Consider the following 23,997-nt stretch of genomic DNA (forward strand, 5'->3'; position numbering starts at 1 on the left):
CTCTAGCGCAGTACACGCCCATGGCACAGATGTTTGAAGAGCTGCAAAAGCGGCTTGGTTACCAATTTCGCCAGCCCCAGTTGCTGGCGCGTGCTTTGACGCATCGCAGCTTTGGGCAGGAGCACAACGAGCGGCTGGAGTTTTTGGGCGACGCGGTGCTGAGCCTTGCGGTGTCCTCGCTGCTGTACGAGCGCTATGGTGGCTCGGACGAAGGCGATCTGACCCGCATACGCGCGCATCTCGTGCGTGAAGACAGCCTGCACAAGCTGGCGCTGGAGCTGGGCTTGCCGCAGGTGCTGCGCTTGAGCGAAGGCGAGGCGCGCGGCGGCGGAGCAGCGCGGCCCTCCATCTTGGCCGATGCCATGGAGGCCGTGCTGGGCGCTGCGTTTTTGGACGGGGGCTACGATGCGGGCCTGTCCATCGTGCGGCGTTTGCTGGGCGAGCTCATCACCTCCAGTGCCAGTGATACCTGGGGCAAAGACTCCAAGACCACCTTGCAAGAGTGGCTGCAGGCGCGGCGATTGGCCGTGCCGCACTACCGCATCGTTGAAACCCTGGGCCAGGCGCACGCACAAACCTTTGTGGTTGAGTGCGAGGCGGCGGCCCTGAATTTGCGCACCCGTGGCGAAGGGCGCTCGCGCCGCGCCGCCGAACAAGAAGCGGCGCGTGTTTTGTTGAATGAATTGTTGGCCCGGGACAAGCCCGGGTCAGGCCTGCGCGATTGACGCATCCCGAACCCTAGCAAGAGTGAGCATGACTGAAGAGAACCGGACCTCCGAACCCAGCGAGGGCCCGGCCCAGCGTTGTGGCCTGATCGCCATCGTGGGGCGACCCAATGTGGGCAAATCCACCTTGCTCAATGCTTTGGTGGGGCAGAAAGTTTCCATCACATCGCGCAAGGCGCAGACCACGCGCCACCGCATCACGGGCGTGCGCACCGTCGAAGAGGCTCAGTTCGTGTTTGTCGACACGCCGGGCTTCCAGACCAAGCACGGCACGGCGCTCAACCGCAACCTCAACCGCACCGTTCACGGCGCGCTGGGTGATGTGGACGTGGTGCTGTTTGTCGTGGAGGCCGGCAAGTTCGGCCTTGATGACGCCAAGGTGCTGGACCTGTTGCCCAAGGACAAGCCCGTGGTGCTGGTGGCCAACAAGCTGGACACGGTGCACCGCCGCGCCGAGCTCATGCCCTGGCTCAAGAGCATGCAGGAGCGCCGCAACTTCGAGGAGTTCGTGCCCCTGTCCGCCACCAAAGACGCCGACGCGCTGCGCTTGATGCAAATCCTCAAGCCGCATTTGCCGCAGCAGGACTGGTACTACGACAGCGAGGCGCTGACCGACCGTTCCGAGCGCTTTTTGGCCAGCGAGCTGATTCGCGAGAAGCTGTTTCGCTTGACCGGCGATGAGCTGCCCTACAGCGCCACAGTGGTGATCGACCGCTGGGAAGAAGAGGGCCAGCTGCGCCGCATCAGCGCCACCATCGTGGTGGAGCGCGATGCGCAAAAGGGCATGATCATCGGCCACGCTGGCGAGCGCCTCAAGCGCATCGGCTCCGAAGCGCGCCAAGAGCTGGAGCGGCTGACCGAATCGCGTGTGTTCCTGGAGCTGTGGGTCAAAGTCCGTTCGGGCTGGGCCGACAGCGAGGAGCATCTGCGCTCCTACGGCTACGAATAAGCCGCCACGATGGCGGCCCGCGCAGCAGCTCCCCAACAGCACGCCTATGTGCTGCACCACTACGACTGGAGTGAGACCAGTCTGGTGCTGGAGCTGTTCACGCGCGAGCATGGCCGCATCGCCGTGGTGGCCAAAGGGGCCAAGCGCCCCTACTCGCAGTTGCGCGGCGTGCTGCTGCCCTTTATGCGCCTGAATGTGGGGCTGTCCAAGCCCAGCAAGCTGCAAGAGCAGGGCGTGGCCGAGGTGCAAACCCTGCGCAGTGCCGAGTGGCTCGGTGGCGCCACCTTGCCCGCAGGCGCGGCGCTGTTCAGCGGCTACTACCTCAACGAGCTGTTGATGAAGTTCCTGCCGCGCCACGACCCACACCCGCAGCTCTTTGATGCCTATGCGCTGGCGCTGCCGCAGCTCTCGCAGCCCGAAGAGCAGCAGGCCGCACAGGCCGCCCTGCGTGCTTTTGAACTGCGCTTGCTGGCCGATTGCGGCTTGCTGCCGGAGTTGTCCGTGCTGGCCACCACACAGCAGGATTTGCAGGCCGAGACGCTCTACACCCTGAGTGCCGACAGCGGCGTGCAACTGCCCGCTTACGAGGCCCCGCAGCTGCGCGGGCGGCACTGGGTGGCGTTGCAAGCCGCATTGCTGCACGGCAGCGTGGCCGCGCTGCAGCAGGCTTGTGAGCAGTGCTGCACCGACCATGGCGCGGCGCTCAAGGCGGTGCTGCGCGCCTTGCTTCAATATCATCTGGGCCAGCGCCCACTGCGCACCCGTGAGGTGCTGGTGGAAGCGCAAAAACTTCTGAACTGAACCGCACATGAACCCACTGGTCGCCCCCGAGAGCACCCAGCGCCACAGCGGACGCTGCGCGCTGTCTGTCAACGTCAACAAGGTGGCCTTGCTGCGCAACACGCGCCATCTGGGCATTCCCAGCGTGCTGCGCGCCGCCGAGCTGTGCCTGCAAGCGGGCGCACAAGGCATCACGGTGCACCCACGGCCCGATGCGCGCCACATCCGTACGCAAGATGTTCACGAGCTGGCGCAGCTGCTCAAGGCCTGGCCCCATGCGGAATACAACATCGAGGGCAACCCGACGCAAAACCTCATGGATTTCATCCGCGAGGTGCGGCCGCACCAAGCCACTTTTGTGCCCGACAGCGAAGACCAGTTCACCTCCGACCACGGCTGGAACTTGCCTGCAGACGAAACTCGGCTGCGCCCTTTGATCGAAGCCTGCCACGCCCTGGGCGTGCGCGTGAGCCTCTTCATGGACCCACAGCCCAGCGCCATGGTGCACGCCGCGCGCGTGGGGGCCGATCGCGTGGAGCTCTACACCGAGAGCTGGGCCTCAGCCTGGGGCACGGCACGCGAGGACGAGGTGCTGCGCGGCTTTGCCGACACCGCTGCTGCGGCCCTGGCTCAGGGCTTGGGTGTGAATGCCGGGCACGACCTCAACCGCGACAACCTCACGCGCTTTGTGCGCGAGGTGCCGGGCGTGGCCGAGGTGTCGATTGGCCACGCGCTGATCGCCGATGCGCTGGAGCTGGGCTACACCCAGACGGTGCGCGACTACCAGCGCTGCATCCAGCTGGCCTACGCCTGAGGGGCGCATGATCTTTGGCATCGGCACTGACATCTGCGACACGCGTCGCATCGCGCTGGCGCTGGGCCAGCGTGGCGAGCGCTTTGCCGCCAAGGTGTTGGGGCCCCAGGAGCTGGAGGTGTTTCGCCAGCGCCATGCCCGCGTCGCTGCGCGGGGTGTGAGCTACTTGGCCACGCGCTTTGCCGCCAAAGAAGCGTTTTCCAAAGCGATGGGTTTGGGCATGCGCATGCCCATGAGCTGGCGCGATTGCGAAATCCTCACAGCCGACAGCGGCAGGCCTGAAATCTGCCTGCACGGCGAGCTGGCCCAGTGGTTCCAGGCGCGCGGCTTGGTGGCCCATGTGAGCCTCAGCGACGAGGCCGACTACGCCGTGGCCTACGTGGTGCTTGAAACCCAGGCCTGAGCACGAACGGTCACGCCCTCGCCACAAAGCTTTCACAGTGCCGCCCTAGGCTGGGGGCTGGTGCAACAGAGCTTTGAAGGCAATCATGAAGACAAGACTGAAGCCTGCGCAGGTGCAGGGGCTGATGGCGTTGGCGCTGGCCGCGCTGTTGTCAGGCTGCGTGGGGGATGGGGGCGCGAGCAGCGACACCACCGCCGAGCTGAGCCAGCCCACCCTGGTGGGCTTGGCCGCATTGCCCGCCGCCACTGAGGCTAGCGGGCCGGTGTCGGGGCAGTACCTGGGCGTCAGCAGCTCCTTGGGGCAGGCCCTGCCGCTGGCGCAGCAGCCGGTGCAAGGTTTCTCGGCCCTATTGCCCAACGGTGATGGCAGCTACCTGGCCATGGCCGACAACGGCTTTGGCACCTTGGAGAACTCGGCAGACTTTCGCCTGCGTGTCTACACCGTGCGTCCGGCCCTGCAAGGGCAGGGCGGCAATGGCAGCGTGCAGGTGGAAAAGTTCATTGAGCTGCGCGACCCCAACAAGCATGTGCCTTTTGCCATCACCCACCACTTCAGCACCGAGCGGGTGCTGACGGGCGCGGACTTTGACATCGAGTCCGTGCAGCGCGCCGCCGATGGCACGCTGTGGTTTGGCGATGAGTTCGGCCCCTATCTGCTGCACACCGACGCCACCGGCGTGGTGCTGGAGCCGCCCATTCCCTTGCCCGACCCGGCCAATGCCGGGACTTGGCTGCGCTCGCCGCAAAACCCTGAGTACGAAGAAGCCAGCGCCGTGCGGGTCATGAACGCCGTGCGCGCTCACGCCCAGGCCCACGGCGTCAAGCGCACGCCGGTGTTCTCGCCCTACTGGACCATGCTCAAGTACGACCGCGGCGGCGTGAAGTCCAGCCCCGACGCGCACTACGCACGTGGCAGCAAACCGCAGCCGGGCCTACGCCGCGCGGGCAACGAAGTCTTTGACGTGGCCAGCCTGCAAGCGGCGGGCTACTCGGTGGTGACGTGGACGGTCAATGACCTGCCCACCATGACCCAGCTGCTCAAGGCCGGGGTGAACGGCATGATCTCCGACCGCCCCGATCTGCTGCTGCAGGCCTTGCGTGAGTTCGACGCCAATGGCGACGGCAAGCCCGGGGACTACCTGCTGGCCGATGGCCGTGTGGACACGAGCAAATTCGATGCCCAGGGCCACCGCGGCGCGCGCAATCTGCGCCCCGAGAACACCTTGCCGGCTTTCGAGGCCGCGCTGGACAACCTCGTGAGCACGCTGGAGACGGACTCCGGCATCACCCGCGATGGGGTGTCCGTGCTCAAGCACGATCCCTATATCGAGGTGCAAAAGTGCCGCCGCGCTGACGGCCAGCCCTACACCGAGCGCACCCAAGAGCAGCTCATCAAAGACCTGACGCTGGCCGAGATCCAAAGCCAGTTTGTGTGCGACAAACTCTTTCGCGGTGACAGCCAGCTCAACGCGCCTGAACTCTCGCCCGTGTCTGCTTTGTTGGCGCAGCGCAGGGGCTACGTCAGCCCCTACGTGCTGCCCCGCACCCAGGACTTGTTTGACCTGGTGCAGGCCTATATCGACTACTACAGCCAAGGCGCCGGAGCCCAGCACCCGCAGGCCGCAGTGCGCGTGGCCAATGCGCGCAGTGTGCGCTTCAACATCGAAACCAAGGTCAACCCGCGCAGCGACCTGGACAACCACGGCAAGCCCTATCTGAGCCGCACCGTGCCTGCGCAGCAAATGGCCGACACCCTGGCCCAGCTCATCGTGGACAACGGCATGCAAGAGCGCGCCGACATCCAGAGCTTTGACTTCCGCACCCTGCTGCGCGTGCAGGAAAAGTTCCCTGCCATTCGCACCGTCTACCTGTTTGGCGACTTCCCCATCTACGACGACCCCGCCAACACCGACGACGGCACCAATATGCAGGACGAGGCCGGCGCCAACACGCCCTGGATGGCGGGTCTGCCTTGGCCCTACCGCAGCACCCAGCTCGACGCGCCCGCGCGCGTGCGCCGCAGCGGTGGCTTTGAAGGCATGGCACGCTCACCCGATGGGCGCACGCTCTACCCGCTGCTGGAACAGCCGCTGCAGGGCGACGACGCCAAGCGCCTGCTCCTGAGTGAGTTCGACCTGGCCACGCGCCGCTACACCGGGCGCACCTGGGGCTACCGCCTCAACGAGCGCGGCAGCAATATCGGCGAGTTCCTGCTCTACAACGACAGCGAGGGCCTGGTCATCGAGCGCGACAACACCCAGGGCGACCTGCAAGGCTTCAAGAAAATCTACCAAGTGAGCCTGGGTGCTGCAGGCAGCGAGCTGGTCAAGACCGAGCTGGTGGACCTGCTCAAACTCGCCGACCCGCAAGGCCTGGCCGCCAAGCTGCCTACCGCGCAGTCTGGTGATGTGGGCCTGGGCAGCGGCACCTATGCCATGCCCTTCCTCACCATCGAAAGCGTGGCCGTGCTGGACGAGCGCACGCTGCTGCTGGTCAACGACAACAACTTCCCCTTGAGCGCTGGGCGCCATGTCGGCGGGCAAACACCCGACGACAACGAGTTCGTCCTCATCCGCCTGCCCAAGCCTTTGGTCGTCAAAAAGCCCTGAGGCCTAAGCACTGCCCCAATCCGCCCCCAACCAGCTGTGCTTCACCAAGGGCAGCAGGGCCAGCATCAGCAGGCCCTGCACCCCGAGGGTCCATGGGGTGAAGGCGCGGGGCAGTGACAGCAGCCCGCATGCATCGAAATACCTGCTTGCGAGCACGCTGAGCAGAATCACCACGCCGAACCTGACCAACAGCCAGAACGCGCGAGGCCAGGACCCGGCATAGCCGCGCAACACCACTGCCAACTCGATGGCCAGCACACTGTCGAGCGCCAAGCTCCCGGCGATCTTGGCCATACGCCACAGCGTGGCGGCGTCGGCAGCATCTTCTGTGGCCAGCTGAAACACCAAGCCCAGCACCGCCGCGAACAAGAGCAAAGGCAGCAGCATCAGCCCGATACCGCGCAAGCTGTCTTTCAAGATGGAAAAGCCCAGCCTATGGCGTGTGACGGCCTGCGGCATCAGCTGGTAGCGCCAGTGCAGGTGGCGGCATTGCAAGAGGGGCAGAGCGATGAACACCAGAAGCGGCAGGCGCAGCCCTGAGTCGCCCCAGCTGCCATGGTTCAACACCATGGACTGCTGTGCCGCCAGCAGGGATAGGAATACAAAGCGATTCCCTATTTTTCCTTCCAGATCATCCAGCCACTGGAACTGGCGGCCCCAGCGCTGCCACAGCGCATGCATGTGCTGCAGAGGCCCCTGCATGTCGACCGGTGATTGCGCCAGCAGTTGTCGCAGCACAGTCGGGCCGCGCAGCAGCAGGTACAGGGCTGAGAGGCCTTGCGCCAGCAGCCCGGGCAGCTCCAACGCCGACAGGCCGGGCCAGAGCCCTGCCAGACGAGTGGACGCCAAACCCAAGCCGCACAAAAGCACACTCAGGCTGCCGCGCGGCACGCGCTGCCCCTGTACGCAGGCCTGTAGGGCCGTGCCGGCCAGCGCCAACCACGCCAGCCAAGCCGGGCCTAGGGGCAGGGCTGCCCAGTCCGTGAGGCCTGCGTTGGCGGCCTGCAGGACGGTGCGCAGGTCGATCAGCACCAGCGGAAGCGCGCACACGCCCCAGGCCCAGGCATAGCCCCGCAGCGTTTGGCGCTGCGCTTGTGCCAGGGTGTGACCCGGCATGACGCGGGCCTGTGCCACGCGGTGCACACCACTCAGCCGTGCCTGCAAGGCCATGCTCAGCGCCACCAGCAGCACACTCTGCGTGGGCAATGCCATGGGCAGCAGGTCCGCCAGGGCCGTCCCTTGTGGTGCCAGGAAAGCGATCAACAGCCACCACACGGTGACGGCGCCCAGCAAAAAGCGCCCCATGCCGGTGGGGTCCCACGCTTTCAAAACTGCAGGGCTGCGCTGTGCAAGGGTGCGAGCGGCACTCATGCGTTGAGCTCCTCAAACAGGTCGTCCATGGTGAGGGGCTGGCCCGATGTGGGCAGGGCTGTGTGCGGGCATTGACGCAGGTCTACCACCGTGTGTTGCAGGGTGCCGCAGCGGCGCTGGCACACCACGCCTTCAGTGGCCCAGGCTTCTGGCGTGACCACCAGGCGCAGGTGTTCCAGCAGTGCATCCCATTCATCCACCAGCTGCACGCGCCCCTCACGCAGAAAACACACGTGGGTGACCACGCGTTCCAAGTCGGCCAGCAGGTGGCTGGAAATCAGCACGCTGCGCGGCAGGTCTTGCGCGGGGTGATTGAAGAGCTCGCGCATGAAGTTGCGCCGCGACAGCGGGTCCAGGCTGGCCACAGGCTCATCCAGGATCAACAGTTCGGGCTGGTGCGCCAAGGCCAGCAGCACGGAGAGCTTTTGCTGGTCGCCCAGCGACAGGTGCTGGGCCTGTCGGTCCAGCGGCAAGTCCAGCCGCACGCCCAGCCGCAAGGCGTAGTTCAGGTCGAAGCCCGGGTAGGCTTGCTGCATCAAGCTCAGGTGGTCATGACCGCTGAGCCCGTCGAGCAGGTCGGGCGTTTGCGCCACATAGCCCAGGCGTTCGCGCACGCTGTCGCTGAGCTGCAAGCTGTCGCAGCCCAGCAGTTGGCTGTGACCCGAATCCGGCGGTGTGAGCCCCACCAGGCAGCGCATGAGGCTGCTTTTGCCCGCGCCGTTGCGTCCCACCAGGCCCATCACGGCGCCTTGGGGCAGTTCGAAGCTGATGTCCTTCAGCACGGAGACTTTTTTCCAAGTCAGTGTCGCGTCGTGCCAGTGCTGGGCTTGAGGCGTGCGGCTGAGGCTGAGTTGTTGAACGGTCAGGGCGTGTTGCATGGCGGTATGTAAAACCTGAAGAGCGGGGTATCAGCTGAGCGCGCGCAGCTGTTCCAGCTGCTGCTGACGGTCACGCAGCAAGGCGCCGCGGTCGTGGCCCTGCCACAGCTGGCGGGCCCATAGCCACAGCAGGGCGCAGGCCAGGAGTTCGACGCCCAAGTAAAGCGCCACGCCGGTGTTGCTGGCGGGGGTGACGATGGAGTCGCGCATGGCAACGGACATGGCCACCACCACCCCTAGACCCAAGGCCCAGCTCCACGGCGCTGCTGCACGCACCTGCGGCCACAGGGCGCGTAGGACCAAAGCCAGGCACAACATCAGCCCAGGGGGGACGAGCGTGATCCACAGGCCCCAGGGGTTGAAACGTTCGTCCGCCAAGGGCATTCCCACCAGCCAACTCAGCAGGAGGTTCGCCACCAGGGCCAGCAACCAGGCCAAGGCAAGGTGGGGCGCAGTGTGGCGCAGCAGCTGGGTGGCCAGATTGGGCTGGGCAGGGGCCAGCACGGTCCAGCTGCACATCGGGCCGCAGCGCAGATTGCGGGACAGGTACAAGGCACCCACCAAGATGCCGCTCATGCGCCAGAAGTGGAGTTCGGAAGGGAGCGTGAATAGCGCCAGCATCAAGGCCGTCCAGATCACGCCAGATGCATGCGTGGGGTCCAGGGCATGAGAGAGCACGGGCTGCAAGCGGCGGCGCTGCCAAGCGCTGTGGGCCAGTGCGCCCAGTGCGCCCAGCACCGCTGAGCCACAGATCACCAGCAGCCAACGACGGCCGGAGCCCTGCACCAGCTGTGGGTGCAGCCAAGCCAGTGCCAGTGCTGGCAGCGCCAGCACCACGCTGACCCACAGCAGCGTGGCCATGACGGTTTTTCGCAGGGACTGATGAGCCGCGCGTGGCGCCAGGCGCAAGCGGCTGTGGCGCTGCAAAAGGGCCAGCCGGGCCAGGGCCCAAGCCTGGCGTGCCACACCCGCGCCGACGATCCACAGCAAGGCCGTTTGCACGGCCGCCGCGGGCATGCCAAAACCACTCAGCCCCACCAAGGCCAGCGCCACCAGGCTGCTGAGGGTGGCCAAGACCGCCCAGTCGTCCAGCGCCATCAGGGGGCTGTGGGGCGTTCGCCAAGGGCACAAAAGCTTGTGTATGGTGTTCATCGCAGGGTCTTTCCTTGGGCGCGTGCGTCAGCCGTTGAGCACGTCAAACAGTTCGTCCATGCACAGCCCGCGGCCGCCTTGCGCCAGGGCGGGTGGGGGCGTGCGCCGTTCATCCACCAGCAACTGCCATCCGGTTGCCGTGGCGCGGCTGTGGCGCACGGCCGCGTGCCGGATGGGGGCGCTGACTTCATGCAGGCGCAGGTGCTCCAGCAGCGCATCCCATTCGTCCATGAGCTGCACCTGGCCCGCTTGCATGAAGCACACATGGCTGACCACGCGCTCCAAATCACCCAACAGGTGGCTGGAGATGAGTACGGTGCGCGGCGGCGCGTCGCCCTCACCGTCACGTTCAGGCAGCTCGAACAAGGTGCGTAAAAACGCGCGCCGTGCCAGCGGGTCCAGGCTGGCCACGGGTTCGTCCAAGAGCAGCAGCGTGGGGTGGTGGGCCAGCGCCAGAGCCAGGGCCAGCTTTTGCTGATCGCCCTGCGCCAACTCATCGGCTTTTTGCTGCAGCGGCAGGGCAAAGCGCTCGGCCAGTTGCTCAAACCAGGCGCGGTCGTGACCGGGGTAGAGACTGGCGGCCACCTCGGCATGTTCCTGACCTGTCATCCAGCCAAACAGCTCGGGCGATTGGGGCACATAGCCCAGCCGAGCGCGCACGGCGTCGCTGAGCTGCGCGCTGTCCTCGCCCAGCAGCCGCGCCTGGCCCTCGCTGACCGGGGTGAGCCCCAGCAGGCAGCGGATCAAGCTGCTCTTGCCCGCACCATTGCGCCCGATCAGGCCGGTGACGCTGCCCACGGGCAGGTTCAGCGCGCATTGGTCGAGCACGCGCTGGCGCGGGACGCGTCGCCACCAAGCGGCGGGCTGCGTGGCCTCCAGCGTGAGGGCTTGGCAATGAATGGCGGGGGTGGGGGTCAGTGTCGTCATGACGGTCGAGCGAGAAGGGCGGGGACTCAAGACTGGGGCGGCGTGAGGCATTGCGCGAAGAGCGTGAGCGCTTCATCGGCACTGAGCCCCAGCTGCTGGGCCTGCAGGGCTGCGGCTTCCAGCGTGGGGCGCAGCAACTCGATGGCTTGTGGCGCTTGCTGGCGTACCTTGATGTACATGCCCATGCCGCGGCGGCGCTCCACCAAACCTTCGGCTTCGAGCAGGCTGTAGGCCTTGGAGACGGTCATGGGGTTGATGGCGTGCTGTTGCGCCAGGGCGCGCACGCTGGGCAGCTCATCGCCGTCGAGCGCCTGGCCTGAGGCCACCCAGCGACGCACCTGTTCGACGATTTGCCGGTAGATGGGCAAGGCGTCTTGGGCTTGGATGTGAAAGTTCAGTGCCACGGTTGTGTATCTGTGTATTGGTTCAATAATACACTTGAATCGAACGAAAAAATCCCCCTCAGGAGAGGGGGACTCGCCGCCGAGAGGCTGCAGCAGACCTCAGTTGCGGTAGTTGTCTTGCAGCGTGTAGCGCCGCGCGTACAGCCCAAAGCAGGCTGCCGCCAGCAGCGCAAAGCCCGCGAAGAAGAACATTTGGAAGGCCGTGACGCTGAAGCCCAGGCCCTCGATATAGGCGCTGGCCGCGGGGCTCTTGACGCTGTTGTTGGACAGCAGCACCCACAGATTGCCCACCGTCACAGACAGATTCCAGAAGCTGGTGATCACGCCCTTCATCTGCAGCGGCGCCTGGCTGTAGGCGAACTCCAGCCCCGTGGCCGAGACCAGCACCTCACCAAAGGTCAGCAGCGCGTAGGGCAGGACTTGCCACAGGATGGTGACTTGGTGGCCGTCGTCAATCCACAGCTGAAAACAGCCCACCACAGCAAAGGCGAACGACGAAAACGCAATGCCCCAGCCCATGCGCCGCAGCGCCGTGACCTTCACGCCCGCACGCGCCAGCATTGGGTAGAGCAGCAGGTTGTTGAAGGGAATCAGCAGCATCACCAGCAGCGGGTTGAGGGCTTGCATCATGGAGGACTGGAACCACTCGGGCTTGCTCATCTGGTCGGCCTGCAAAATCCAGGTCGAGGCCTTCTGGTCAAACAGCGACCAAAACGGCGTCACCAGCGCAAACAGCACCAGCAGCTGCAACACCGCCCGCACGGCGCGCACGGCCTCCTCACCATGGCGGGCACGGGCGCGGTCCAGCTGCATCCAAGCCCCCAGGCCGCCAAAGCCCATCACCAACACCAGGGCCAGACAGGCAGCGGGGACGATGCCCAAGCCCTTCCAATTGGCTGCGGCCACCAAAGCCAGGGCCACACCCAAGCCGGCCACCACCTGGCCTGCGCCGGCGTGAGACAGGGCTGTGCGCACCACTTTCAAAAAGCTGTTGGGGTCTTTGCCCGCGGTGGGCGGCACGATCACATAGCGCCGCCGACCGGCCCAGAAGATCATGGTGGCAATGAACATGAACACGCCGGGGATGCCAAAGGCCACGCTCGCGCCGTAGGTCTTGAGCAGCACAGGCATCAAGAGCGAGGCAAAGAAGCTGCCGAAGTTGATGATCCAGTAGAAGGCGTCAAACACTTTTTGCGCCAGCGAGCGGTTGCTCTTGTCGAACTGGTCGCCGACAAAAGAACTCACCAGCGGTTTGATGCCGCCCGAGCCCAGCGCAATCAGGAACAGGCCGAAGTAAAAGCCTTCCAGCTTGTTTTCGAAAATCGCCAGGCAGGCGTGGCCCGCGCAGTACACCAGGCTCAGCCACAGAATGGTGTTGTACTTGCCAAAGAAGCGGTCAGACAGCCAGCCGCCCAGCAGCGGGAAGAAGTACACGCCAATCACAAAGGTGTGGAACACCTCCTTGGCTTCGCCCTTGCGCAGCGGCTCCGGAATGGACAGCAGCAGGCTGGTCATCAGGAACACGGTGAGGATGTTGCGCATGCCGTAAAAGCTGAAGCGCTCGCAACCCTCGTTGCCGATGATGAATGGAATCTGGCGCGGCATGCGCGGCGTTGCGGTCTTAAAGGTCTCGCTCATGAATCACAACTTCAAAAATGCCGGGAAAAGAAAAAGCCGCTGACCTTTGTGGGGTACAGCGGCTTGGGTTTGAAACCGGCCTTGCGGCCGATTTCTGATGGGGCATTAACGCTTAAGCGTGCTCGAAAGGCAGCTTGATCTGGCTCAGGTCCTTGCGGGTCTCCACCAGCACCAGCGGGCCTTCGTCCAGCACCACCACAGCAGCCGGCTCGCGGCCCAGCGGGGCAGGGGCCGGAGCCGCAGCAATGGCGGCTTGGGCAGCAGCGATTTTGTCGGCATCGCTGTTGACCCACACCAGGCCAGCGCCTTCGGCAACGGCTTGCAGCGAGTCCAGGGGCAGCTCAAAGCGTGGCACCACAGCTGCGGCCGGGGCGACAGCCACCACGGGCGCAGCAGCAGGGGCCTCATGCACCACGGCAGCGGGGGCTGGGGCCTCCAGAGGCGCTGCAGCGGCTGCAAGCGGGGCTGGGGTTTCGCGCACTTCAGCGACCACGGCCGCGGGCTGTGGCTCAGCCTGGTCTTGCAGGCTCAGTTGCTGAGGCGCGTCGCTGGACTCACCCTCGTGGCCATCGCTGCGCTCGCTGCGATCCGAGCGGTCGCGGCGATCACGGCGGTAGCGGTCACGGCTGCGGCGGCGGCCGTCGCGCTGGGCGTCGTCAGTGCCAGCCTCGTGGGTGCTGTCTTGGCCTTCGTGGGCGGCATCGGCCTTGGGCGCGTCGTCTTGCGCTGCAGCCTGTTCGCTCGCGTCGGCTTGCACAGCGGCGTTGTCGCTGCCGTTGTCGAGCTCACCCGTGGCCTCGCGCTCACCACCACGGCGGCGGCGGCGGCGGTTGCGGTTGCGGTCCTCGGCGGACTCGGCCGCGTTTTGCGGTGTGGCTGGGTCGTTGGCGGACGCTGCAGCCAGGGCGGCGTCATTCACCAGCTCGGCGTTGGGTGCAGCCAGCTCGGCTTGGTCTTGACGCGGACGGCCTTCACCGCGCTCGCGCCGGCGTTGGTTGTCCGGGCGTGCTTCCTGGCCTTCGGGGCGCTCGGCGCGGTTGTCCGGGCGGCGGCGCTCGGGGCGACCGCTTTCCGTGCGGGCTTCACCACGGTCTTGACGCGGTTCGGCATTGCGCGGGGCCTTGCCGTCTTTGCGCTCTTCGCGCTCGCCACGCTCGTTACGGCGGCCGCGCTCACCGCGCTCACCACCGCGGCCGTTGCGATCACCACGCTCCGAGCGCTCGCCGCGCTCTTTGCGCTGCGCTTGGCCTGCGGCTGCAGGCGCGGCGCTGGGGGTCGCCTCGGGGGCTGCAGGTGCGCCAAAGAGGCGCTTGATCATGCCCCAGAACCCACCACCAGCGCTGGCCGGTGCCGCGGGTGCGGCGGCAGCTGCTGGTGCCGCGGCGGGCTTGGGGGCCACCACGGGTGCGGGCTGCTCGGGCAGGATGCCCTTGATCACCGGCTCTTGCTTGTTCTTGCGCTCGGCGCCGCGGCGGGTGATGCCCACCTCGTCTTGCGGCTCCTCGATCATGGTGTAGCTGGCTTGCAGGTTTTCCAGACGCGGGTCGTCGTGGCGCAGGCGCTCCAGCTTGTAGTTGGGCGTCTCCAGGTGCTTGTTGGGCACCAGCAGCACGGTGACGCGCTGCTTGAGCTCGATCTTGGTGATCTCGGTGCGCTTCTCGTTGAGCAAGAAGGAGGTCACTTCCACCGGCACTTGCACGTGCACGGCGGCGGTGTTGTCCTTCATGGACTCTTCTTGCACCATGCGCAGGATTTGCAGCGCCGAGCTTTCTGTGTCGCGGATGTGGCCGGTGCCGTTGCAGCGCGGGCAGGTGATGTGGCTGCCTTCGCTCAGGGCCGGGCGCAGGCGCTGGCGCGAGAGCTCCAGCAGGCCGAACTTGCTGATGGTGCTGAACTGCACGCGGGCGCGGTCTTGGCGCAGCGCGTCGCGCAGGCGCTGTTCGACTTCGCGGCGGTTCTTCGACTCTTCCATGTCGATGAAGTCCACCACGATCAGGCCGCCCAGGTCGCGCAAGCGCATCTGGCGGGCGATTTCGTCGGCCGCTTCCAGGTTGGTGCGGGTGGCGGTTTCTTCGATGTCGCCGCCGCGTGTGGCGCGGGCCGAGTTCACGTCCACCGAGACCAGAGCCTCGGTGTGGTCGATCACGATGGCGCCGCCCGAGGGCAGGTTGACCGTGCGGCTGAAGGCCGTTTCGATCTGGTGCTCGATCTGGAAGCGGCTGAACAGCGGTGCGTCGTCGCGGTAGCGTTTGACCTTGTGTGCCGTCTCGGGCATCACATGGTTCATGAACTGCTGGGCCTGCTCGAAGATGTCATCGGTGTCGATGAGGATCTCACCGATGTCCGAGGTGAAGTAGTCGCGGATGGCGCGAATCACCAGCGAGCTTTCCTGGTAAATCAGGAAGGCGCCTTTGCCGCCCTGTGCCGCCTCGTCGATGGCGGTCCAGAGCTTGAGCATGTAGTTCAAGTCCCACTGCAGCTCGGCAGCGGTGCGGCCGATGCCAGCGGTGCGGGCAATCAGGCTCATGCCCTTGGGGTAGTCGAGCTGGTCGAGGGCTTCTTTGAGCTCTTCGCGCTCTTCACCCTCGATGCGCCGGCTCACGCCGCCGCCGCGCGGGTTGTTGGGCATCAGCACCAGGTAGCGCCCGGCCAGGGACACAAAAGTGGTCAGCGCCGCGCCTTTGTTGCCGCGCTCTTCCTTCTCAACCTGGACCAGCAGTTCCTGGCCCTCGCGGATCACGTCCTGGATCTTGGCTGAGCGGACGTCGGCGCCTTCTTTGAAGTATTGGCGGGAGATTTCTTTGAAGGGCAAAAACCCGTGACGGTCCTCGCCGTAATCCACAAAACAGGCTTCCAGCGACGGCTCAACGCGCGTCACCACAGCCTTGTAGATATTGCCTTTGCGCTGTTCGCGCCCTTCGATTTCGGTTTCAAAGTCCAGCAGTTTTTGGCCATCGACGATGGCCAGGCGACGCTCTTCTTGCTGCGTCGCATTGATCAGCATGCGTTTCATCTCAACTCCCCACGCGTCCGGCGCTTTCAAAGCGCCTGGGTGGCGTGCAAGCAAGCCCGTTACCCTGGGGCGCAAACCCGCAGGGCAACCACAACGATGCGTGAGACACGTGGAGGAACCGTGGAAGGAATCGCCCTGGACTGAGGTGAGATCGAAAGAGTTCGATCAACGCAGCAGCGTTGGCGCGTGCGCATCGGGCGGGTCACCACAGAGGCCGACCCGCAAGCGCGCCCAAGCAACAGGCGCGACCCGCCCACGGGCCGACAGGGCGAACCGGTCCGAGCCGGTGCGCGCCCTGGGCAGGCGGGGGGTGAGGGGGATGGGGCACATCATGGACAACAGTATTCCGAGCGCTGGCGCAAGCTCTGAATGGGGCTCTACAAAGCCCCTCTCGCGGCTTGCGCCATGAAACCTTTTGTGAGGATGGCGGCCAAGATAAACATCACCGGCAGCCATGGTTCTTCTTACGTGGCTCTGTTGACTGGGAGTCAAGACCGCCGGCTCACTTGGGGAGACGGCCCGTCTGGCTGCACCAGGCAATGCATCACCATTGGTTGGCGGCTGCAGATATCTCCATCTGAGGCCGCCACGCCTAAATTGCGTTCACTCCGTGTAAACCCGAAAAATCAGGGTATGCGCGGTAAAATCAAAAAAATCAAATACTTAGAACGCAATCGTGGCAAGCCGCATTATAGGGTCTAAAGCCAAGGCCTCGGCCTTGGGCAAACAGGGGCGTGCCAAAGTGCCCGCGCCTGTATCGCCGCGTCATGCGGCTGTGCCACGCCCTGTGGCGCCGCCGCCGCAAGAGCCTGCGCCAGCACCGGCGGTGCGCCAGCTGGTGGTGGATGAAGGGTCGGCCGGACAGCGTCTGGACAACTTTTTGCTGCGCGAACTCAAGGGCGCGCCCAAAACCCTGGTCTACCGCATCATCCGCAGCGGCGAGGTGCGGCGCAACAAAGGGCGCTGCAGCGCTGAGGACCGGCTCGTGCCTGGTGATGTGGTGCGCATACCGCCCCTGCGCCTGGCGCAGCGCAGCGACGCCCAGGCGGTGCCCGCGCGCGAATTCCCCGTGGTGTTTGAAGACGAGCACCTGCTGGTGGTGGACAAGCCCGCCGGTGTGGCGGTGCACGGCGGCTCGGGCGTGAGCTTTGGTGTCATTGAGCAGCTGCGCCGGGCGCGGCCGCAGGCTCGCTTTCTGGAGTTGGTGCACCGGCTCGACAAAGAAACCTCGGGCCTGCTGCTGATCGCCAAAAAGCGCAGCGCCTTGGCACACCTGCAAGACCAGTTCCGCGAGCGCGAGACGGGCAAGACCTATGCGGCCCTGGTCAGCGGTGCCTGGCCCATCTCTTGCAAAGTGGTGGATGTGCCGCTGCTGAAGTTTGTCGGCGCCGATGGCGAGCGCTGGGTGCGCCCCGTGACGCGGCCTGACGATCCGGGCCAGGCGCAGGCCAAGCGCTCCATCAGCCTGGTGCGGGTGTCCGAGGCTTTGCCGGGACACAGCTTGCTGGATGTGACCATCAAAACCGGTCGCACCCACCAAATCCGCGTGCATCTGGCGCAAGCTGGCCACCCGATTGTGGGCGACCCCAAGTACGGCGACTTCGAGGCCAACCGGGCCATGGCTCGGGGCGCGCGCCGGTTCGAGCGCATGTTCTTGCATGCGCGCTTGTTGCGCTTTATCCACCCCGCTTCCGGTGAGGAAATCCGCCTCGAAGCGGCCTTGCCTGCAGAATGCACGCAACTCCTCCAAGCCTTGCGCGCAGAGGCCGCACCGCCGGGTGCGCCCTGATGCGCCGCCAGCGCCTGGCTTTGGGCGACGCTGCCCACCCGATTCACCTCTGCCACTGCCATGCGCTCGCGACCGCAACGTTTTGATCTGATCGTTTTCGACTGGGACGGCACGCTGTACGACTCGACGGCCCTGATCGTGCGCGCCATCCAGGCCGCGGCGCTGGACCTGGGTCTGACGCCCCCGCCGCGTGAGCGCGCGGCCCATGTCATCGGACTGGGTCTGGTGGATGCCATGCAGCACGCCATGCCCGGCTTGCCCGAGGCTCGCTACCTTGAAATGGGCCAGCGCTTTCGGCATCACTACGCCCATGGGCAGGGTGAGCTGACCTTGTTTGAGGGCGTGCCCGAGTTGCTGCGCGAGCTGCAAGCGCGCCACCACTGGCTGGCCGTGGCCACGGGCAAAACCCGCCGGGGCCTGGACGAGGCGCTGCAGCAGTCCGGCCTGCACGCGCTGTTTGATGGCAGCCGCACGGCCGATGAAACCGCCAGCAAGCCCCACCCGCAGATGTTGTTCGAGCTGATGCGCGAGTTCGGCGCCGAGCCCGAGCGCACGCTCATGGTGGGCGACACCAGCCATGACTTGAGCCTGGCGCGCAACGCCGGGTGCGCGTCCCTGGCCGTGGCCTGGGGGGCGCATGAGCTGCCCGCGCTGCAGGCCTGTGAGCCCCTGGCGATTGCGCACGACATGGCGCAGCTGCAGGCCTGGCTGCTGCAGCACGCGTGATACCTATTTGGGTCGCCAACCCGCCGCTCCCCATGAACGACAGTCCTGCCGATGACATAGCCCCCCAGCGCCTGTGCGCCGCCGCCGATTTGGCCGAGCGCGGCAAGGCCCATACCTTTGAGGTGCTGCACCACGGCGAGCCGGTCTCGGCCTTTGCGCTGCGCTTTGACGGAGTGGTGGTGGGCTATCTGAACCGCTGCGCCCATGTGCCTGTAGAGATGGACTGGCAGCCGGGCGAGTTTTTGGACAGCGAGCGGCGCTTCATCATCTGCAGCATCCACGGCGCGGTTTATGACCCCCTGGATGGGCGTTGTGTGACAGGGCGTTGTGGTCGCATTGGGCTGACACGGCTCGATGTTCGTCAGATCGACGACGAGGTCTATTGGTATCCTTCCCGCGACACCCGTCCCGCCTTTGAGGACTGAATGAACACCACCCCCCAAGATCCCGATCGCGGCGCCACTTTGCCGCCGCCCATCCCTGACGCCACCGCGCGCCCGGAGGACCTGTTCCAGGCTGCCGGTGCGCCTGCACCCGCGGTCGTGCCGGCAGAACCCAAGCCCGCGTACGAGGCGGTGCTGGCGCAGTTCGCGCAGGAGTATTTGCGTGAGCGCCGCAGCGAGCGGCGCTGGCGCCTGTTGCTGCGACTGAGTTGGCTGGGGGTCTTGGTGGTGCTGGTCTGGGCCTTGTTTGTCCAGGGCCACCATGTGGCGCCTCCGACTTCACCGCACACCGCCTTGGTGGAGGTGCGTGGCGAGATTGCCGTGGACAGCGAGGCCAGCGCGGAGTTGGTGCTGTCGGCGCTCAAGTCCGCTTTCAGCGACCAGGCCGCGCGCGCCGTGGTGTTGCGCGTCAACTCACCCGGCGGCAGCCCGGTGCAGGCGGGCATCATTTACGACGAGATTCGGCGCTTGAAGCAACTGCACGACAAAAAAGTCTATGTGGTCGTGGAGGAAATGTGCGCCTCGGGGGCCTACTACATTGCCGCCGCCGCTGACGCCATCTATGTGGACAAGGCCTCGATGGTGGGCTCCATCGGCGTGCTCATGGATGGCTTTGGCTTTACCGGCTTGATGGAGAAGCTGGGCATTGAGCGCCGCCTGGTGATTGCGGGCGAGAACAAAGGCATGCTCGACCCCTATCTGCCTGTGAGCCCGCCACAGTTGCAGCACACCCAGGCCATGCTCGACCAGATTCACCAGCAGTTCATTCACGTGGTGCGCGAAGGGCGCGGCCAGCGCCTCAAGGAAACGCCGGAGATGTTCTCGGGCATGTACTGGAATGGCGAGCAGGCCGTGAAAATGGGCCTGGCCGATGGCATGGGCAACCTCGACTATGTGGCGCGTGAAATCGTCAAGGCCGAAGAGGTGATCGACTACACGCCGCACGACAACGTGGCCGAGCGCTTGGCCAAGCGTTTTGGCGCCGCGGTGGGCGAGGGTGCGGTCAAAGCGTTGCACAGCCTGCCGCGCCTGCACTGACATGGCGACGCCTCTTCAACCTGCTCAATAAATTCAAAACAATGCCCGTACTTCTGCAAGCTCCTGACCCTGCTCAAATCCTGCCTGTGCCCGGCGTGCGCCTGGGTATTGCCATGGCGGGCGTGCGCAAGGCCCAGCGCAAAGACCTCACCGTGCTCTTGCTCGACGAGGGTGCCAGTGTGGCTGGCGTGTTCACGGCCAACCGTTTTTGCGCCGCCCCGGTGCAGCTGTGCCGCGAGCATTTGCAGCAAGACCTGGGCATTCGCGCCTTGCTCATCAACACCGGCAACGCCAACGCGGGCACGGGCAGCAGCGGGCTCAACGACGCGCGCCAGTGCTGTGCTGCGCTGGCGCAATTGCTGCAGCTGCAGCCGCAGCAGGTGCTGCCGTTTTCGACCGGCGTGATCATGGAGCCGCTGCCTGTGGACCGCATCGTGGCGGGCCTGCCCGCGGCCTTGGCGGCCGTGCGCGCAGACGCCTGGGCCGAGGCGGCCGAAGGCATCATGACCACCGACACCTTGCCCAAGGCAGCGTCGCGCCAGATCCAGATCCAGGGCCGCACGGTCACACTCACCGGCATCTCCAAAGGGGCGGGCATGATCCGGCCCAATATGGCCACCATGCTGGGTTTTGTGGCCACCGACGCGGTGATCGCCCCCGACCTGCTGCAGCCCCTGCTGCGCGAAGTGGCCGATGCCTCGTTCAACCGCATCACCATCGACGGCGACACCTCCACCAACGATTCCTTTGTGCTCATTGCCACGCACCAGGCCGGGCATGCGCCCATCACAGCGCTTGACAGCGCCGAAGGCCGCGCGCTGCGTGAGGCGCTCACCGCGCTGGCGCAGCAGCTGGCTCAGGCCATCGTGCGCGACGGCGAAGGCGCCACCAAATTCATCACCGTGCAGGTCAGCGGCGGGCGTGACGAAGCCGAGTGCCGCCAGGTGGCCTATGCCGTGGCGCACTCTCCCTTGGTCAAGACGGCGTTTTTTGCCAGTGATCCCAATCTGGGGCGCATCCTCGCGGCCGTGGGCTATGCCGGTATTGCCGATCTGGACCAGTCCCGCATTGAGCTGTACCTCGACGATGTGCATGTGGTCACGGGCGGCGGACGCCACCCCAGCTACCGGGAAGAGGATGGTCAGCGCGTCATGCGTCAGGCAGAAATCACCGTGCATGTGAACCTGAACCGCGGCACTGCGCAGGCGCTGGTGTGGACCTGCGATTTCAGCGAAGAGTACGTGCGCATCAACGCCGACTACCGCTCGTAAACGGCGCGGCGCGTTTTCAAACGCCGCTCAAAACTCCACCGGGCGCGCACGCACGCCGCGTGCCACCATGGTGGCGCCAATGAGAGCCGCCTGCTCGCGCGAGTCAAACGGCCACAGGGCGGCGCGCCATCCCTGCGCTGATTGAAACACCCCACCTTGCAGCTTGTTGGCCTCAGACCAGGTGGTTTGCGCCAGCTCGCGCATGCGTTCGAGCTGGGCCTGGGCTTGGGCTTTGTCTTTGAAGGCTGCGCCGACCAGCGCCACATGGGCGTCGCTTTGTTGTGCGGCGCGCTTCAAGGAGCCGACCAAGCCGCTTTCCTCCAGCGGCACGGCCGGGCTGCTGGCCGCCGCAGATTTGCCCGGAGCTGCGGGTTTGCTGGGCTCGGCGGGGGTGGTTGGGGTTGGGGTGGGCGCAGGGGCTTTCTCGGCCTTGTTGACGCTCGCATGCAGCGGTGGGCGCCCCGTTTTGGGGTCCACCAGGCGGGGGCGGATGTCGGGCACGCTGCCAGCGGGGGCCAGTGCGTCGCTGGCGGCTTGGTCGGCGCTGGCAGGAGCCGAGGCTGCCTCGGCCGCAGAGGGCTCTGACGCCGCCTCGGACGCTGCGCTGGCCGCCAGCTCCGCGGCAGAAGCTGCTGATGCCGCGGCTGCCGCCGATGCAGCGGCTTCTGCCGCAGCAGCAGCCTGGGCCGCCGCCGCACTGGCTGCCGAAGCTGCTGCAGCGGCCGCCGCGGCCGATGCGGCGTCGGCGGCGGCTTGAACCTCGGCTTCGTGCGCGCGCACCTGGGCCTTCCAGGCCAGCAGCAAGCCGCAGCTGAGCAAGAGCAGCGACACCAAAGCGGCCAGCAGCATGCGTTTGGGGGCCAGGCAGCGCCTTCCTAGGATCTGGCCGTTTTGCCCCACCAGCACGCGGCTGCGCATGGGACCCGCGTCTATGGCCACAGTCAACAGATAGAGCGCGCCAGCTTGTTGGCCGGATGGTGGCTCCAGCCGTGGGTCTGCAGCAATGCGCCGCAGCGGCCAGGCGTTAGGGGCGGGGGAGGCTGTCCAGCCATGCCGGGCTGCAAACCGCGCAATGCGCTTGGGCGAGAGCCCGTGCAAAAAACGTTCGCTAAAAAGCCCGCTGGCCGCAGGACCTTGCCCCGGCAGAAAGCTCAGCCAGGCGCGCCAAGCCGGGGCTTTGGGCGTTGCGGCGCCGGGCTCGGTGGCGTGGGCAGGGGCGGGAGCTGCAGTGCTGGCGGGTGGCGTGCTCGGCGCTGGCGCTGCCGCAGGTGCTGTGGCGGGCGCCTCACCTTCGTCCTTGAGCAAGCCAGCCAGCAGTTCGCTGGGTGGGCCTTCGGCGGCGTCTGCCGCAGCTTCGGCGGGGGCAGGGTTTGTAGGTGCGGCGTGCTCGGCGCTGCCCGCTGGGGCCTCCAGCACGGGCTCTTGCGCCCCCGCAGCGCTGGGCTGCAGGGCCATAGGCAGTGCCACCACGCCCCAGGTGTGCACGTCATTGCTTTGAATGCGGCGTGCCAGGGGATGGCGGTTGTGCCACCGCAGCACGGTGGTGATGAGTGTCTCGGGGGGCAGACTCATGCAATACGGCGGGGAGTCAAATGGCGGTGTCCAAGCTTGGACTTGATAGGCATTGTGCGGGGAGGGCTTGCCGCTTGATCGGCGGTGCAGGCAGGAAAAACCGCGCCACACCGGAGGATGTCTCGCGACGGTGGGGGACAATCGGTCCTATTTGCCAGACGCACGCCCATGTTCTCCGAGTTGATTTCCCCGGCCGACACGCCAGCCACTTCGGGCGACGCGCTGGCGCGCTTCATGCAGTTGCTGCGCACGGCTTTGGCCAGTGCAGGTTTGCAGCGCCTGGTGCTGAGCAAGCCCACCAGCGCCGCCAAACAAGCCCACCCCGGGCTGGAGCGCGTGACGGTGCGCAGCATCGAATGGCGGGGCGCCCCGGCCCTGAGCCTGCTGTGGCGCTACAGCACGCGCGACGAAACCAAAAACCACGAGCTGGCCGCTGGCTTGGCGCAGCTGCAGGCGCTGTTGGGCGAACACTTTGGGCACGCCCATTTGCACACCGCCACGCACGAGGTGCAGCTGCGCTTTTCCCGCAAGGGCAAGCCTGCGCTGCATGTGGCACCGCGCGCTCAGGGCCAGACCGAGGCCATGCCGCCCAGCGAGCCCGCTGCCCACGACCGCACCAAGCCGCGCCCGCTGGACATGCAGCTGCCGTTTTGGCAGGACCTGGGGCTGACACATGAGCAGCGCGGCCAGGTGCAGCTGGTGCCCGCCATGGCACGCAAATGGCGGCAGATCAATAAATTCATCGAACTCTTCGATGCCGCCATGCGCGATGCGGACCTGAGCGCGCCCGTGCGCCTGGCTGACTTTGGCTGCGGCAAGGGCTATCTCACGGTGGCCATGCACGCCCGCCTGGCGGCGCAGGGCCTGCAGCCGCAGGTCGAGGGCGTGGAGCTGCGCGCCGAGCTGGTGCAGCTGTGCAATGCCCTGGCGCAACGTCACGGTCTTGCGGGTCTGCGCTTTGCTGAGGGCGATGTGCGCGAGCGCGAGGCCCAGCCGCTGGATGTGATGGTGGCTCTGCATGCCTGCGACATCGCCACCGACTACGCCATGCACTACGGCCTGCGCTGCGGCGCGCGCATCATCATGTGCGCCCCCTGTTGCCACAAGCAGATACGCCCCCAGCTGCGCGCGCCCGCTGCGCTGCGCCCCTTGCTGCAGCACGGCGTGCATCTGGGCCAGGAGGCCGAGATGGTGACGGATGCGCTGCGGGCACTGCTGCTGGAGTTGATGGGCTATGCCACGCAGGTGATCGAGTTCATTGCCCTGGAGCACACCAGCAAGAACAAGATGGTGCTGGCCGTGCGGCGCAAGCAGCCGCTGAGTCAGGCGCGCCGGGCCGAACTGTTGGCGCAGCTGCAGGACATCAAGGCGTTTTACGGGCTGCGGGAGCAGGCCCTGGAGACCTTGCTGCGGGCCGACGGACTACTGAATCCGACCTGAACATCGCAATTGGCGGGTGTTTGTGCCGCTTTTTGCGGCACTGCAGCATTTCCCTA

At 66.0% G+C, this 23,997-nt stretch carries 20 protein-coding genes; 12 read left to right on the plus strand and 8 right to left on the minus strand.

Features of this window, described 5'->3' with window-relative positions:
* Nucleotides 1–20 precede the first annotated feature (20 nt).
* The 6 genes from rnc to ACG0Z6_RS03025 all read left to right on the plus strand — a co-directional run bounded on the left by rnc (nt 21) and on the right by ACG0Z6_RS03025 (nt 6,279).
* Nucleotides 21–725 (plus strand): ribonuclease III, encoded by a 705-nt coding sequence (rnc, locus tag ACG0Z6_RS03000; RefSeq protein WP_394458577.1) that lies wholly within the window; start codon nt 21–23, stop codon nt 723–725.
* Nucleotides 726–753: 28 nt separating this feature from the next.
* On the plus strand, nt 754–1,674 hold the full coding sequence (era, locus tag ACG0Z6_RS03005) for a GTPase Era (protein ID WP_394458578.1): 921 nt from the start codon (nt 754–756) through the stop codon (nt 1,672–1,674).
* A gap of 9 nt (nt 1,675–1,683) precedes the next feature.
* Complete coding sequence (gene recO / locus ACG0Z6_RS03010; RefSeq protein WP_394458579.1) at nt 1,684–2,475, plus strand: DNA repair protein RecO; 792 nt, start codon at nt 1,684–1,686, stop codon at nt 2,473–2,475.
* 7 nt (nt 2,476–2,482) lie between these two features.
* Nucleotides 2,483–3,268 carry a pyridoxine 5'-phosphate synthase gene (locus ACG0Z6_RS03015; RefSeq protein WP_394458580.1) on the plus strand — a complete coding sequence of 262 codons (786 nt, stop codon included), beginning with the start codon at nt 2,483–2,485 and terminating at the stop codon, nt 3,266–3,268.
* A 7-nt stretch (nt 3,269–3,275) separates the two neighbouring features.
* Nucleotides 3,276–3,671, plus strand: coding sequence for a holo-ACP synthase (acpS, locus tag ACG0Z6_RS03020; RefSeq protein ID WP_394458581.1), 396 nt, complete (start codon nt 3,276–3,278; stop codon nt 3,669–3,671).
* 85 nt (nt 3,672–3,756) lie between these two features.
* On the plus strand, nt 3,757–6,279 hold the full coding sequence (locus ACG0Z6_RS03025) for an esterase-like activity of phytase family protein (protein ID WP_394458582.1): 2,523 nt from the start codon (nt 3,757–3,759) through the stop codon (nt 6,277–6,279).
* Between the two features lie 3 nt (nt 6,280–6,282).
* On the opposite strand, the gene ACG0Z6_RS03030 is transcribed toward ACG0Z6_RS03025, so the two are convergent.
* The 7 genes from ACG0Z6_RS03030 to ACG0Z6_RS03060 form a co-directional block, all read right to left on the minus strand.
* Nucleotides 6,283–7,650: a hypothetical protein gene (locus tag ACG0Z6_RS03030; protein WP_394458583.1), complete on the minus strand. Its 1,368-nt coding sequence runs from the start codon at nt 7,648–7,650 to the stop codon at nt 6,283–6,285.
* On the minus strand, nt 7,647–8,528 hold the full coding sequence (locus ACG0Z6_RS03035) for an ABC transporter ATP-binding protein (protein ID WP_394458584.1): 882 nt from the start codon (nt 8,526–8,528) through the stop codon (nt 7,647–7,649). The genes ACG0Z6_RS03030 and ACG0Z6_RS03035 overlap by 4 nt, the downstream gene beginning before the upstream one ends.
* A 30-nt stretch (nt 8,529–8,558) precedes the next feature.
* The gene (locus ACG0Z6_RS03040; protein ID WP_394458585.1) at nt 8,559–9,680 is read right to left on the minus strand and encodes a hypothetical protein; all 1,122 of its coding nucleotides are present in this window, start codon (nt 9,678–9,680) and stop codon (nt 8,559–8,561) included.
* A gap of 27 nt (nt 9,681–9,707) precedes the next feature.
* Complete coding sequence (locus ACG0Z6_RS03045) at nt 9,708–10,607, minus strand: ABC transporter ATP-binding protein (protein WP_394458586.1); 900 nt, start codon at nt 10,605–10,607, stop codon at nt 9,708–9,710.
* 26 nt (nt 10,608–10,633) lie between these two features.
* A complete protein-coding gene (locus tag ACG0Z6_RS03050; protein WP_394458587.1) occupies nt 10,634–11,011 on the minus strand; it encodes a GntR family transcriptional regulator in 378 nt (125 codons plus the stop codon).
* A gap of 99 nt (nt 11,012–11,110) precedes the next feature.
* Nucleotides 11,111–12,649, minus strand: coding sequence for a POT-type proton-dependent oligopeptide transporter (locus ACG0Z6_RS03055; RefSeq protein WP_394458588.1), 1,539 nt, complete (start codon nt 12,647–12,649; stop codon nt 11,111–11,113).
* Between the two features lie 112 nt (nt 12,650–12,761).
* The gene (locus ACG0Z6_RS03060) at nt 12,762–15,662 is read right to left on the minus strand and encodes an Rne/Rng family ribonuclease (RefSeq protein WP_394458589.1); all 2,901 of its coding nucleotides are present in this window, start codon (nt 15,660–15,662) and stop codon (nt 12,762–12,764) included.
* 826 nt (nt 15,663–16,488) lie between these two features.
* Here ACG0Z6_RS03060 and ACG0Z6_RS03065 point away from each other — a divergent pair.
* From ACG0Z6_RS03065 to argJ, 5 genes are read left to right on the plus strand one after another with little or no spacing between them, the layout of a single operon-like run.
* Complete coding sequence (locus tag ACG0Z6_RS03065) at nt 16,489–17,451, plus strand: RluA family pseudouridine synthase (protein ID WP_394458812.1); 963 nt, start codon at nt 16,489–16,491, stop codon at nt 17,449–17,451.
* 60 nt (nt 17,452–17,511) lie between these two features.
* A complete protein-coding gene (locus ACG0Z6_RS03070) occupies nt 17,512–18,177 on the plus strand; it encodes an HAD family hydrolase (RefSeq protein WP_394458590.1) in 666 nt (221 codons plus the stop codon).
* Between the two features lie 32 nt (nt 18,178–18,209).
* Nucleotides 18,210–18,602, plus strand: a complete 393-nt coding sequence (locus ACG0Z6_RS03075; RefSeq protein ID WP_394458591.1) for a Rieske (2Fe-2S) protein — start codon at nt 18,210–18,212, stop codon at nt 18,600–18,602.
* Entirely contained in the window at nt 18,603–19,658 is a 1,056-nt protein-coding gene (locus ACG0Z6_RS03080; protein WP_394458592.1) for a S49 family peptidase, read from the plus strand. It abuts the gene before it with no gap.
* Nucleotides 19,659–19,699: 41 nt separating this feature from the next.
* The gene (gene argJ, locus ACG0Z6_RS03085) at nt 19,700–20,929 is read left to right on the plus strand and encodes a bifunctional glutamate N-acetyltransferase/amino-acid acetyltransferase ArgJ (RefSeq protein ID WP_394458593.1); all 1,230 of its coding nucleotides are present in this window, start codon (nt 19,700–19,702) and stop codon (nt 20,927–20,929) included.
* A 27-nt stretch (nt 20,930–20,956) separates the two neighbouring features.
* Here argJ and ACG0Z6_RS03090 read toward each other — a convergent pair whose 3' ends face one another.
* Entirely contained in the window at nt 20,957–22,501 is a 1,545-nt protein-coding gene (locus ACG0Z6_RS03090; RefSeq protein ID WP_394458594.1) for a hypothetical protein, read from the minus strand.
* A 168-nt stretch (nt 22,502–22,669) separates the two neighbouring features.
* Between ACG0Z6_RS03090 and ACG0Z6_RS03095 the strand changes: the two genes are divergently transcribed.
* Nucleotides 22,670–23,941, plus strand: coding sequence for a class I SAM-dependent methyltransferase (locus ACG0Z6_RS03095; RefSeq protein ID WP_394458596.1), 1,272 nt, complete (start codon nt 22,670–22,672; stop codon nt 23,939–23,941).
* Nucleotides 23,942–23,997: the final 56 nt, after the last annotated feature.

The organism is Roseateles rivi (assembly GCF_043555845.1).
GTDB classification, from domain to species: domain Bacteria; phylum Pseudomonadota; class Gammaproteobacteria; order Burkholderiales; family Burkholderiaceae_C; genus Roseateles; species Roseateles rivi.